This is a genomic window from Pantoea sp. AG702, from assembly GCF_003182295.1.
GTDB classification, from domain to species: domain Bacteria; phylum Pseudomonadota; class Gammaproteobacteria; order Enterobacterales; family Enterobacteriaceae; genus Pantoea; species Pantoea ananatis.
The window spans coordinates 459,975-473,288 of record NZ_QGTU01000003.1 but is presented as its reverse complement, the minus strand read 5'-3'; the positions used below and the strand labels follow the sequence as shown (position 1 = coordinate 473,288).

At 56.7% G+C, this 13,314-nt stretch carries 6 protein-coding genes and 3 tRNA genes; 5 read left to right on the top strand and 4 right to left on the bottom strand.

What is annotated here, in order from left to right; all coding sequences use genetic code 11:
• The first annotated feature begins 111 nt into the window (after nucleotides 1-111).
• From DFO57_RS11765 to dsdA, 4 genes are all read left to right on the top strand, one after another.
• Nucleotides 112-188: transfer RNA gene (locus tag DFO57_RS11765), tRNA-Met, on the top strand.
• 61 nt (nucleotides 189-249) lie between these two features.
• Nucleotides 250-326, top strand: a tRNA-Met gene (locus tag DFO57_RS11760).
• 60 nt (nucleotides 327-386) lie between these two features.
• A tRNA-Met gene (locus DFO57_RS11755) sits at nucleotides 387-463 on the top strand.
• 196 nt (nucleotides 464-659) lie between these two features.
• Nucleotides 660-1,988: a D-serine ammonia-lyase gene (dsdA, locus tag DFO57_RS11750; RefSeq protein WP_029570612.1), complete on the top strand. Its 1,329-nt coding sequence runs from the start codon at nucleotides 660-662 to the stop codon at nucleotides 1,986-1,988.
• Between the two features lie 130 nt (nucleotides 1,989-2,118).
• Here the strand turns inward: dsdA and amiC are convergent, their stop codons facing one another.
• On the bottom strand, nucleotides 2,119-3,363 hold the full coding sequence (gene amiC, locus DFO57_RS11745) for an N-acetylmuramoyl-L-alanine amidase AmiC (RefSeq protein ID WP_013026975.1): 1,245 nt from the start codon (nucleotides 3,361-3,363) through the stop codon (nucleotides 2,119-2,121).
• Nucleotides 3,364-3,596: 233 nt separating this feature from the next.
• Here amiC and argA point away from each other — a divergent pair, with 233 nt between their 5' ends.
• Nucleotides 3,597-4,925: an amino-acid N-acetyltransferase gene (gene argA, locus DFO57_RS11740; protein WP_013026976.1), complete on the top strand. Its 1,329-nt coding sequence runs from the start codon at nucleotides 3,597-3,599 to the stop codon at nucleotides 4,923-4,925.
• A gap of 34 nt (nucleotides 4,926-4,959) precedes the next feature.
• On the opposite strand, the gene recD is transcribed toward argA, so the two are convergent.
• Genes recD through ptrA form a run of 3 tightly spaced genes read right to left on the bottom strand, consistent with a single transcriptional unit; the run spans nucleotide 4,960 to nucleotide 13,231 of the window.
• Nucleotides 4,960-6,807: an exodeoxyribonuclease V subunit alpha gene (gene recD, locus DFO57_RS11735; RefSeq protein ID WP_110015367.1), complete on the bottom strand. Its 1,848-nt coding sequence runs from the start codon at nucleotides 6,805-6,807 to the stop codon at nucleotides 4,960-4,962.
• The gene (recB, locus tag DFO57_RS11730) at nucleotides 6,804-10,343 is read right to left on the bottom strand and encodes an exodeoxyribonuclease V subunit beta (RefSeq protein WP_110015366.1); all 3,540 of its coding nucleotides are present in this window, start codon (nucleotides 10,341-10,343) and stop codon (nucleotides 6,804-6,806) included. Before recB ends, recD begins: the two co-directional genes overlap by 4 nt.
• Nucleotides 10,340-13,231, bottom strand: a complete 2,892-nt coding sequence (ptrA, locus tag DFO57_RS11725; RefSeq protein WP_110015365.1) for a pitrilysin — start codon at nucleotides 13,229-13,231, stop codon at nucleotides 10,340-10,342. The genes recB and ptrA overlap by 4 nt, the downstream gene beginning before the upstream one ends.
• Nucleotides 13,232-13,314: the final 83 nt, after the last annotated feature.

Genomic DNA, 13,314 nt, shown 5'->3' with positions numbered 1-13,314 from the left:
CAATAAATCACCAAATGGAGGAATCCTTCATCAATTAACAGCAAATTTAGCCTTTTAGGGCAAAAAGGGGTTGCAACAATCATCGTGCGGAGTATAGTGCGCATCCACGGACGCGGGGTGGAGCAGCCTGGTAGCTCGTCGGGCTCATAACCCGAAGGTCGTCGGTTCAAATCCGGCCCCCGCAACCAATTCTTCTGTGATTTTGCTCATACAGAAGAGACAATGTGAAAGTCGCTATGCGCAATCGGACGCGGGGTGGAGCAGCCTGGTAGCTCGTCGGGCTCATAACCCGAAGGTCGTCGGTTCAAATCCGGCCTCCGCAACCAATTTTCTGTGATTTTGCTCACACAGAAGAGACAATGTGAAAGTCGCTATGCGCAATCGGACGCGGGGTGGAGCAGCCTGGTAGCTCGTCGGGCTCATAACCCGAAGGTCGTCGGTTCAAATCCGGCCCCCGCAACCACTTTAAACACCTGAAAGGGTGTTTTTTTGTTTCTGAAATTCGCTCAACCGCCAGTGTAGTCACCTCTCCTTCTCTTCCTCTTTTTAAGCTGTTATTGCGTTTTGCCACTCAGACAGAACCCTGTTGAGGCCGCAGCTATTGCTCTTGCCGCTATATTTCTGTTTTGATGATTCATTCGGACATCACAAGGTCTGCTATGAATAACCACAATATTGCTGCACTGACCACTCAGTTTCCGCAGGTCGCGGATTTAATTGCGCTCAATGAAACCACCTGGTTTAATCCCGCCACGACCACCGTCGCAGAAGCCTTACCCCATGTTGGCCTGACGGCCCAGGATGTTGAAGAGGCGCATGCACGCCTGAAGCGGTTTGCACCTTTTCTGGCACAGGCCTTTCCTGAAACGGCCGCCACGGGAGGAATTATTGAGTCGGAGCTCGTAGCCATACCGGCGATGCAGGCGCGGCTACAAAGGGAATACGGACAACACATTGCGGGTACGCTGCTGTTGAAGAAAGACAGCCACCTGCCAATTTCTGGCTCAATCAAAGCGCGTGGTGGGATTTATGAAGTGCTGACCCATGCCGAGAAACTGGCACTGGATGCAGGTTTACTGACCCGGGAAGAGGATTACAGCAGGCTCCTCTCGCCTTCGTTCAGGCAATTTTTTAACCGGTACAGTATTGCCGTGGGCTCAACCGGCAATCTTGGCCTGTCGATTGGCATCATCAGCGCCCGTCTTGGCTTTAAAGTTACCGTGCATATGTCGGCGGACGCCCGCGAATGGAAGAAAGCCAAACTACGCAGTCACGGCGTCACGGTAATTGAGTATCAACAGGATTATGGCGTAGCGGTAGAGCAAGGACGTAAAGCGGCAGAGTCCGACCCGGACTGTTTCTTTATCGACGATGAAAACTCCCGCACCCTGTTTTTAGGTTATGCCGTTGCCGGGCAGCGCCTGAAGGCTCAGTTTGAACAGCAGGGCCGCGTGGTTGACCGCCATCATCCGTTATTTGTGTATTTACCCTGCGGCGTGGGCGGTGGGCCCGGCGGCGTCGCCTTTGGTCTGAAGCTGGCTTTTGGTGAACACGTTCACTGCCTGTTCGCCGAACCCACCCACTCTCCCTGTATGTTGCTGGGCATCTGCACGGGTTTGCACGAGGGTATTTCGGTACAGGACATCGGCATCGACAATATCACGGCAGCCGATGGACTGGCGGTCGGACGCGCTTCCGGCTTCGTTGGCCGGGCCATGCAGCGCCTGCTGGACGGGCTCTATACGCTTGACGATCAAAGCCTGTACGACATGCTGAGCTGGCTGGCGCAGGAAGAAGACCTGCGGCTGGAGCCCTCGGCCCTTGCCGGTATGGCTGGCCCCCAGCGCGTCTGCAGTGCCACAGCTTACCTGCAAATGCACGGTTTTACCGCGGCGCAGTTAGGTCAGGCGACACATCTGGTCTGGGCAACAGGCGGCGGAATGGTGCCGGAAGACGAAATGGCCCGCTATCTGGCAAAGGGGCGCTGAGCACCCGGCGGCCTCTGAAAAGCAGGCCAACCTGCGCGGCCTGATCCTGTAGCCGCGCGGAATCGCTTTCCGGTCCTGGTGTCTCAGCAGGCCAGGAAAATGCGCCAGCGGCCGTTTTCCTGAGGGTTACTCAGCGATGAGCCAGTGCGACACCGCTTTTAAAATAGGCTTTGATTCCTTCCAGTATCGCCTCTGCCACCTGATGCTGATAGCGCGTGGTGCGCAACTTACGCTCTTCTTCAACATTACTGATAAAGGCCGTTTCCACCAGGATAGAGGGAATATCTGGTGCCTTAAGCACGGCAAAACCGGCCTGATCCACGGTGCGTTTGTGTAGGTGATTGATGCGCCCCATGCGGTGCAGCACTTCTTTACCAAACTTCAGGCTGTCATGGATCGTCTGGCGCTGCACCATATCAAACATGGTGTGATCCAGATAGCGATCTCCACTCATGCTGACGCCGCCAATCTGATCGGCTTCGTTCTGGGTTTGCGCCAGGAAACGCGCCGCCGCAGAGGTCGCGCCGCTGGTGGACAGCGCAAACACGGAAGAACCGCGCGCGGCCCGGCTGGTGAACGCATCGGCATGAATTGAGACAAACAGGTCGGCACGTTGCTTGCGTGCTTTAGCAACCCGCACCCGCAGAGGAATAAACACATCCTCGTTGCGGGTCATGTAAGCCTTCATGTTGTGCTCTTTTTCGATCAAGGTTTTCAGCCGACGGCCAATCTTCAGCACGATATCCTTTTCACGTGTTTTATGTTTACCGTGGGCACCGGGATCTTCACCGCCATGCCCGGGATCGATCATGATGATGATCGGGCGATCGCGCCCCGCTTTACCGGGCAGAGGCGCCTGAACGGCCTCATTTTTTTCCAGATCGCCCTGATTGTAATCTTTAAGTAATGCCAGAAGCGGATCATCTTCAACGCTATCCTGGCTGGGATAGAGATCGACCACCAGTCGGTGTTTGATCGTGGACACCGGGTCAAGGCTGAAGATTTTAGGGGACACGTTGCGTTTCAGTTCTAGTACGACGCGCACGGTATTGGCATCAAACTGCCCCACTCTGGCGCTTTTAATAAAAGGATCGTCAACACGCACGTGCTGATTCACGCCCTTAAGGACTGAGTTGAGATGCAAGCCATCGATATCAATGACCAGCCGGTCAGGGTTCGTCAGGGCAAACTGCTTGTACTTAAGCGCGACGTTAGACTCCAGCGTCATACGCGAGTAAGTGGAAGAGGGCCAGATGCGGACCGCTAAAATATGGCTGGTCGCGGCCATACTCACACCGCTGACGCTGAGCAGTAACAGCGCCCCTGTACCTTTTAATAATCGTCTACGTGAAACCAGGGGATTACCTTCCGACATGCCACTCCAGCTGTTATATAGTGTTTAAAAAAACGGCAGCCAAATAAAATGGCGGCGAAAACTTTATCCAATCCTGCAGGCAATGTCACCCCGGAAACCCCAAATAATGCAGGCTGTTAGCGGCTTTGGCACCAAAAAAAACGTAAATTATCGTCAGGATTAGCGCTTGCAAAACGATGGCTAAAGGCATAAAAATACACAAAATACGAATAAACATTCACTGAGGGTTAGCCGTGAAGGAACGTAGTACCGAACTGGTTCAGGGTTTTCGCCACACCGTTCCCTATATCAATGCGCATCGGGATAAGACATTCGTCATCATGCTCGGCGGTGAAGCCATTGAGCATGAGAATTTCTCCAGTATTGTCAATGATATCGGCTTGCTGCATAGCCTCGGTATCCGTCTGGTCGTGGTGTATGGCGCGCGCCCACAGATTGATGCCAGCCTGGCGGCACATCAGCTGGAACCGGCTTACCACAAATATACCCGTGTGACCGATGCTCAGTCGCTGGAACTCGTCAAACAGGCCGCAGGCCGGCTGCAGCTGGATATCACGGCCCGGCTCTCAATGAGCCTGAACAACACACCTTTGCAGGGCGCGCACATTAACGTGGTGAGCGGTAACTTCATTATTGCTCAACCGCTCGGCGTGGATGACGGGGTGGATTACTGCCACAGTGGACGCATTCGTCGTATTGATGAAGAGGCCATTCATCGTCAGTTGGATAACGATGCCATTGTGCTGCTTGGCCCGGTGGCGGTGTCGGTGACGGGTGAAAGCTTTAACCTGACGTCTGAAGAGGTTGCCACCCAGCTCGCCATTAAGCTCAAGGCCGAAAAGATGATTGGCTTCTGTTCTGAACAAGGCGTGATCGATCGTGAAGGCAATATTGTCTCGGAGCTCTTTCCTAACGATGCGCAGGCACGTATCGATGAAATGGAAAGCGACGGTGATTTTCTTTCAGGTACCGTGCGTTTTTTACGGGGCGCGGTAAAAGCCTGCCGCAGTGGCGTGCGCCGCAGCCATCTCATCAGCTATCAGGAAGACGGTGCGCTGCTGCAGGAGTTGTTCTCACGCGACGGCATCGGGACGCAGATTGTGATGGAGTCGGCCGAGCAGATCCGCCGTGCCACCATCAACGACATCGGCGGTATTCTGGAGCTGATTCGCCCGCTGGAGCAGCAAGGCATTCTGGTACGTCGCTCACGTGAGCAACTGGAAATGGAGATCGATAAATTCACCATCATCCAGCGCGATAACCTGACCATCGCCTGTGCCGCGCTTTATCCGTTTATGGATGAAAAGATTGGGGAAATGGCCTGCGTCGCAGTGCATCCGGACTATCGCAGTTCATCGCGTGGCGAGTTGCTGTTGCAGCGCGTCGCGCTACAGGCTCGGCAAATGGGGCTGGAAAAACTGTTCGTGCTGACTACACGCAGTATTCACTGGTTTCAGGAGCGCGGTTTTACGCCGGTGGATATTGAGTCGCTGCCAGAAAGTAAGAAAGAGATGTACAACTATCAGCGCCGCTCAAAGGTGCTGATGGCGGATTTAACCTGACAGTCACCGGGCGGCAGCCATGCCGCCCTTGCTGTTACGCCTGCCCGGCCGCCCCTAACCTTTCCACCAGCCCGCTTCGCCGCTGCGTTTGCAGCTGTACGGCGCGGTCAAATATTGCACGATCGCTGTAAAGCGTCAGTTGACTGCGCGCACGCGTAATTGCGGTATAAACCAGCTCGCGGGTCAGCACCGGCAGAAACTGGGTCGGCATGACCAGCGCGGTATGGTCAAACTCCGATCCCTGCGACTTATGTACCGTCATAACCCAGGCGGTTTCATGAGACGGCAAACGGCTGGGCTGAATCGCTTTCACGCTGCCGTCTGGCAACGGAAAAAAGACTCTGAGCTGGCCTTCCTCATCGCGCAGAGTAATACCGATATCGCCGTTAAACAGCCCCAGTGCGCTGTCATTACGGGTGATCATTACCGGCCTTCCCGCATACCAGCGGCTGCCCAACGCAGGACGTCTGATGCGCTGCAGCTGCATCAGGCGTTGCTCAATGCGCTGATTCAGCCCGTGCACGCCAAAGGGCCCTTCACGCAGGGCACACAACAGCTGATAACGGCTGAATGCGTCAATAACCTGCTCTGGCTTAGCCTGATGCTGAACGGCATGCAGATAATCGCTATAACCCCGCGCTACCTCGTCCAGCATAGCCTGATAAGCGTCGCCGTCGTTCAGCGGCTGAAAAGAAACATCCTGGTGTCCGGCGGCAAAAATCGCGCTCATCTGGCGCGCATCGCCCTGGTTCACCGCCCGTGCCAGCTGACCTATTCCGGACTTTTCATCAAAACGATAGCTCTGTCGCAGCAGGCAAATGCTGTCGCGAACGGCTGGCGCGGCCTCAACATCGTCGCCTGTGAGCGTGCAGCCGGTCAGGGCCGTCAGCTGTGCAGCCCGTGACGGGCTAAATCCTGTTTCGCTGCAGCGGCAAATATCCCCCAGCACGGCGCCCGCCTCCACCGAAGCCAGCTGATCGCGATCGCCCAGAAAGACCACGCGCGCATGCTGTGGCAAGGCAGAGATCAGTTTTGCCATCATGCTCAGGTCGACCATTGAGGCCTCATCGACCACCAGCACATCCAGATGCAACAGGTTGCCCGCGTGATAGCGCAGACGCTGCGTGTCCGGTTGTGCACCCAGCAGGCGGTGCAGCGTCGTCGCTTCCGCAGGGAACCGGGCGCGCTCTTCCTCGCTCACGGCCAGTCCCTGTAGAGCTTTACCCAGCGACTCCGTTAAACGGGCCGCGGCTTTGCCCGTGGGCGCCGCCAGCTGTATGCGCAGCGGCACCGTATTCAATCGGATTAACGCAGCCAGCAGCTTTGCCACCGTAGTGGTTTTACCGGTTCCCGGCCCACCTGAAATCACGGCGGTTTTTCGCGTCAGCGCCACGGCTGCGGCAATCTTTTGCCAGTCGTCAGGACGGCTGCCAAACAGGCTGGTCAGTACCTCGCTGGCCCGGTGCGGATCAAATGTTCCTTCGTCGGGCTGCAACGAAAAAAAGCGCGCAACCTGCCCTTCGCTCTGCCACAAGCGATGCAGATACAAACGCTCATGGCTCAGCACCAGCGGCGTAACGGCACTGCCATCACTGATTGCTGACCAGCCCGCCAGTGCAGCATGCACATCGTCCGGCGCGCCTGCGGCCTGCCACAGTGCCTGGGCCAGCGCCGGCTGACGCCCCGCAAAGAGTCCGGCCTCGCTCAGATTAGCCAGCGGCAGACAGACGTGACCTTCTCCGGCATCGGCACTGACGCAGGCCGCTGCCAGCAGCAGAAAAGGCTGGGCGTCGTCCGCAATCAAGCGGGCAAACTGTATATCCAGAGGACGCAGTAAACGCTTTTCGACTGCCTGGAGCAGTAAGGCGTTTATATCACTCATAACATTTCCTCTGTATTGCCAAACAGCCTGTCCATTTCATCAATAAACGCCGGGTCGGGTCGGGTGGCGAAAATGCCGTTGTCGGCCGGGCTGCCATCGACGCCACGCAGAAACAGGTAAAAGACGCCGCCGAAATGCTGTTGGTAGTCATAGCCTGCCAGACGGTGCTGGAGATAACGGTGCAGCGCTAGGGTATACAGCTGGTATTGCAGATCGTAGCGGTGGTCGATCATCGCCTGCTCCATCGCCTCGGGCGTGTATGCGGCATGACTTTCCCCCAGCCAGTTCGATTTATAATCCAGCAGATAGTATTTTCCCTGCCAGCGGAACACCAAATCAATGAACCCTTTCAACATGCCTTTCACCTGGCGGAAATCCAGTGCCGGACCGCGCTGCGACAGCGGATCGTACCGGCGTACCAGCGCATCCAGATCGGTCGCGGTCAGCAGGTTATTGATCGGGAGATAAAATTCCATTTCAATCAGCCGGTCGCGGCTGTTAATACTGGCCAGCGTTACGCCTTCCTTGTTAAGCGGCGTTGTCAGGACGCGCGCAATCCACTGCTGAATGACCGGGAGCCAACTGAGTGAATACCCGTTTTGCTGGAGCTGATCTTCCAGCCACAGCGCCTCTGGCGGTTCGGTGAAATCGATTGATTCAAACAATCCGTGGAGGAACGTCCCGGGTGCCGCACCGCGCGGAAAATGGTGCGGCGTCAACAGGGTATCCTCTTCGTCTGCCGTTTCGCCTGCGGCGTCGATATCAAATTTAGGCAAGGCGTCCAGCAGCGGTGAGCTACCGTGCTGCTGCAAACCCGAATAACTGGTGACGCGCCAGCTGTCGGCCAGCGCTCGCGTCATTTCCCGACTGCTCAGCGCATCGTTGCTGCCCAGGCCTTCATGCCAGATCGCCCCGGGCTGGAGCGCGCTGCTGATAACCTCAATTCCCGCGCCCTCAAGCGCCTGCAGATGCTGACTGAGCTGCGCGGCATCGGCGATTTCGCCGCGCTGCACCAGATAACCGAGCGCGCTTTTGTGCAAGTCGCTTTCACCCGCTTTTTTACGCGCGCCCTTAATCAGCGGTGCAATGCCTACGCTGCAGTGGTGAACCGAACGGGTCAGTGCCACGTAGAGCAGACGTAAATCCTCTGCCAGGCGCTCCTCTTCTGCCAGCGTCAGGCTGTACTCATCCCCCTGCACGTCCAGCATCGCAGCAAAGCTTTCACGATCGTGATACAGCGCACTGGCGGCCTCGCGGAATCCGGCGGCAAAGGGCAGCCAGACCAGGGGATACTGCAATCCTTTCGACTTATGAATGGTGACGATTTGCACCAGATGACGATCGCTTTCAAGACGCAGTTGCTGACTGGCGGCCTGGCTATCGGGGCGGGCAATTTGCTGCGCCAGAAAACGCACCAGCGCATGGGTGCTGTCGAGCTGAACCGCCGCTTCCTGCAGGAGTTCACCCAGGTGCATCAGATCGGTTAAGCGCCGTTCGCCATTGTCTGATGCCAGCATATTTTCGGCCAGTTGCCGCGTGATCATCACGTCGCGCAGCATGGGTAAAACGCCGCGCTGATGCCAGATTTGCTGCCAGCTGACAAACTGCTCCACCAGTGCATCCCAGTGGCGTTCGTTCTGCGCCAGCGCGTCCAGTTCGGCGGCATCAATAGCAAAGATGGACGTCGCCAGCGCGCTGCGCAGCAATCGCTCCTGTTCAGGTGACTGAACCGCCTGCAGGAGCCATAACAGTTCGCGCGCTTCCGGCGTGGTGTAAACGCTGTCGCGGCTGGAAAGATAAACGGAGGGAATCGACAGGCTGTTTAGCGCATCGCGGATCAGGCTGGCCTCGTTACGGCTGCGCACCAGCACGGTAATGTCCGATGCCTTAACCGGCTGCAGGGCATCGCCTTTACCAATCAGCGCCTGCCCCTGCTGTCCGGCTACCAGCCAGCGGCTGATATCCGCAGCACACTGCTGCGCCATAAATTGTTGGTAATCACTCACTCCCACACCTTCACCCGGCTGAAGCCAGAAGCGCAGCGCGGGCTGCGGTTGCTGCTGATAAATCAGCTTCAGGGCCTGATTAGGCGCAGCCGGACTGACCGGGAGAAAAGGAATGGAAGAGAACAGAAACGGCGAATCAACCTGTGAAAACAGTCGGTTAACGCTGTCCACCATGTCAGGCGAGGAGCGCCAGTTAGTATCTAATGTGTAGTGAGCACTAACTTCACTACGGGCGCGCAGATAGGTAAAGATATCCGCACCGCGGAAGGCATAAATCGCCTGCTTGGGGTCACCAATAAGTAGCAGGGCCAGCTCTGGCTGATGCAGATACAGCGTACGAAAGATACGATACTGCTGCGGATCGGTATCCTGGAATTCATCAATCAGCGCGACCGGGAAGCGCCCGCGAATCGTTTCCGCCAGTAGTGCCCCGCCCGGCTGTTGAAGCGCCTCATCCAGACGGCTCAACAGGTCATCAAAGCCCAGTAGTGCGCGCTGACGCTTTTCGCGCTGGACCGCCTCGCGGACCTCGGTCAGGGCCTGCCAGATAATGACGTCTCGCAACGTCAGCGGTTCGGCCAGAAAGCGATCTACCGCATCAAACAATGCATGCTGCGGTGCCTCGCCCTTTTTGGTCTTCTCGTGCAGCACCTGCTGTCCAAAGCGCTCCAGCTCTTTGGGCAGTTGATAATCAAGCGTTTCGCTCTGTGCCCACTGGGTGACTTTAGCCACCCAGTTAGGTAAGTGCTTACTGCTATAACTGCGCTTATCAACACCAGACGCGCTAATGAGCCCTTCCACATCGGCGCTGGCAGCCTGCCACTGCTGCTTAAGGGCGTTAATTCGCTCAAGATTGGCCGCATGGCGGGAGGCCAGCGTTTCCTCTGGGCGAGGTGGGCGCCTGAGCGTCGGTGACTCCCCCTGCAGCCAGGGCCGCAGCGTGGTCAGTAAACTGTCCGGTCCGCTCCACTCCGCCGCAATGACTCTGGCCACATCCAGCGACAGGGGATAACACTGGCGACGCCAGAAATCGGCCGTGGCCTGTCGGAGCAGCGTTTGTTCGTTTTCAATCAGCTCCTGCTCGAACAGCATGCCCGATTCAAAAGCGTTCAGGTTAAGCATGCGCTGACAAAAGCCGTGGATGGTAAAAATTGCCGCCTCATCCATTTGTCGCTCGGCCGCCAGCAGTTGTGACGCGGCCTGGGGCAGGTCTGGGATCTGCTCCATCAGCTGTTGGTGCATGGGGTTATGGCTTTTACCACGCACGCAGGCCAGACGTAGCTGATGGATATTGTCACGGATACGACCGCGCAGTTCAGCCGTAGCGGCTTCGGTAAAGGTCACCACCAGAATCTCTTCGACGGACAGCGGCCTGCGCCAGGCGTTCTCGCCGCCCAGCCCTAATAGCAGACGTAAATAGAGCAGGCCAATCGTAAAGGTTTTACCGGTCCCCGCTGACGCCTCAATTAACCGCTCGCCGCTCAGCGGCAGCGTTAACGGGTTAAGCGACTCGGGTCTTGACTGCATCATTGGGTTTCACTCTTTACCGGCAGCGACTGCTGCAGTTTGGCGATTTCCTGCCAGGTTCTCCAGCCAGGCAGCGGGGCAAATTCGATTTTACGCTCGCCGCTTCCGGCGATCTGCGACGTCATGGCCATGCCTTTTTTCTGCATCACGGCCTGATGAAAGAAATCGGCCAGGCCGGCAGGCGTAAGCAGCTGGACCTGCTCCATCAGCTTTTGCCGGGTATCGAAGTCGTTGTTTTGGCGATCAAAATCGCGGCTGAAACGATCGGCTTCTTCGTTCAGCGTTTGTGGACGCTGTCTGAGATCGTTGAGCATCGCCTGCTGATACTGCGTAAAATCGGCCTGGCTCATCGTACGCAGACGCTGCTCAGCCTGGGGATAAAATGCCTGATAGCGCTGCATTAGATAGGCGGGCTGCTTGCTGTTACTCTGCAACAGAAAACCAATTCCCCACTGACGTCCCACCGGCATCCGGAAGGCAAAGACGGCATAGCCCAGTTGCTCTTCCGTCCGTAGCTGATTGTAAAACCATGGCTGCACGATCTGGCTGAGCATCGCGCTGTTGGCCATGCTCTGGTATTCGTCATAGCCTAAAGGAATATAGAGCGCGGCCAGCGCAGAGTCGGTACTGCTGCCGTGCTGCTCCAGATTCGCCTTTAACGGCTTTTCAACGCTGAGGTAGTTGCTGTGCCAGTAGTGAGTCCCTTTGCACTGCATCTGCTGTTTCAGATCGCGCCCCAACTGCGTGACGCTGTCGGCGCTCAGGTTGCCAACCGCCATCATCTCCGGCGTGGCATTTTTTAATAACGCATCGCGGTAAGCCACCACCTCATCCAGCGTAATGCCGCTCACCAGTTTGCGGCGTGTTTCTCGCTGAGTATAAGGCAGCTGCGACAGGAGCTGCATTGGCTGAATAGCCTGCTCAAAGGCTTTGCCTTTTTCGGCCGCGTCCAGTCGCTCCAGGTACCAGGATTTAGCCTGCTCCAGCTGCGACTCACTGGGCTGGAAGGTGCGATAACGATCCACCAGCTGTTTAAGCAAGGCGGGCAGACGTTGCGTAAAGCCACTGGCGTTAAAGACCAGACCATCGTTCTCACTGGTCGAAAAGCTGATACCGCCAATGGAGGCCTGTGAGCTCAACTCATCCAGCGCCAGGCTGGCCAGATAGTCATTCAGACCAAACAGCACCTGCTGGCGCGCATCGCTGATGGCCTGCTGGTTTCGCAACGCCACGGTAATGCTGGCTTTGGGCTCATTCGCATAGAACTGGCTTGGCATCCAGTAAATGCGCATCCCGAAATCGTTATCCAACTTTACCGGATGGCGATAGGCCTTCTCTGCGGCAGAAACCAGCGTAAAATCATCGGGAATATAGGGATTCAGCACCGGCATTGCGAGCTGAATCTCGCGCCCACGCTGCTGCCACTGCGTAAACGTCTGAGCGGTAATTTTATCTACCTGATAAGGCGCATTGACGAAATAGGCCAGCCTGTTGTGCGGCTCCTGCGGGCTGATATACCAGATGCACGCCTTCTGCGGCGTCATCTCTTCCAGACGGGCCTGAATTGCCCCGGCATCGTAGCGGTCGGCAAGATAAGGGGCATCCAGCGTGTGCTCTACCGGTACCCGTAGCATCGTATCGGCCAGCCACTCGATATAATCCATGTTGCGGGTAATGGAGGGATAACGGAAATCCAGCGCCAGAACATGTGAAACTTCGTCGAAGTAGCGACGATCGATGCCTTTTTCGCGCAGCATGGCAATGTAGCTAAAGACGGCCGCCACGACGTCGTCGCGCTGGGCGAGGCCTTTATCGGTGAGTGAGACGCTGATCGTAAAGATGCCGCTGTTGCGCTCGGTAACCGGATCGGCTCCGGCGCTGACGCCATCGGCCAGCCCCTGTTTTTGCAGCCAGTCAGCCAGCGTATTGGAGCTACGGTTGCCAATTAAATAGCCGATGAGCGTGTCCGTTTTACTACGGAAGCGATCGCTGTTATTCGGAATGCGGAACTCAATTTTGAGCTGCTTACGGGGTTGTGCAGGCACATAATGAATAAGAATACCCTGCTGCGCCTCGGTGACAACAGGCTCGTTAATCATCGGAACGCTGGCATTGTGGTTAGCCACCCGACCAAAGGTGTCTGCCGCAATGGCGGCCATCTGCGCCAGGGACTGGTTGCTGTAGATAACGGCCTTCATCAGGTTGGCAGAATAGTGGCTGTGGTAAAAGTCCAGCAGCGCCTGATGCAGGTTACTGTCGGGTTTATCTCGCAGGGTTTCAAGATTGCCCCCATAGAAGTGCGCTGCCGGATGGGCCGGATTGATCGTCTCGGCCCCCACCTGCCCCATGCGCAAAGCGTCGCGCGCGCGCGCCATTGTCAGCTCAGCATTGACCGCATGACGTTCCCGATCGGCATTGACCGGATCCAGTAACGGTGCCGCAATGGCGTCGGCCAGGCGATCGACGGCAGGCGCAAGGGCATCGTTTTCCACTTCAAGGTAAAAAGCGGTGCGGTAGGACGCCGTGCTGGCATTGTGGCTGCCACCATGCTTTTTGAGGAAGTCCGCCAGGCTGTCAGGTTCCGGATAACGCGTTGAGCCCATCAGCACCATGTGCTCAAGATAATGTGCCAGGCCAGCCTGTTGCGCAGGATCGTCCAGTGAACCAATCGGCAGGGTTAAAGCCGCCAGCGATTTAGGAGCATCCTTGTCTGACACCAGCAGCACGGTCATGCCATTATCCAGCGTAATAGCCTGATACTGACGCGGATCCTGTTCGCTTTTACCGATGGTACTGTTAACGGGCTGCCAGCCCTGGCCCGTTTCGGCCTGAACCGTAAACGCCACCAGGCTGAACAGAATGGCCAGGATCAAGCGTGCATGTGTGCGCATGTAAACCTCTTACGTTACCCAAAAGCCGCCTTGCCAGCGCATTGGCGGCTGAAAATACAACAAACGTTCGTTGGTGTTCTCAT

Excerpts from the sequence above, each read along its gene's own strand:
- recD (WP_110015367.1), bottom strand. The coding sequence starts at position 6,807 with ATGAGTGATATAAACGCCTTACTGCTCCAGGCAGTCGAAAAGCGTTTA.
- ptrA (WP_110015365.1), bottom strand. The coding sequence starts at position 13,231 with ATGCGCACACATGCACGCTTGATCCTGGCCATTCTGTTCAGCCTGGTG.
- dsdA (WP_029570612.1), top strand. The coding sequence starts at position 660 with ATGAATAACCACAATATTGCTGCACTGACCACTCAGTTTCCGCAGGTC.
- amiC (WP_013026975.1), bottom strand. The coding sequence starts at position 3,363 with ATGTCGGAAGGTAATCCCCTGGTTTCACGTAGACGATTATTAAAAGGT.
- recB (WP_110015366.1), bottom strand. The coding sequence starts at position 10,343 with ATGATGCAGTCAAGACCCGAGTCGCTTAACCCGTTAACGCTGCCGCTG.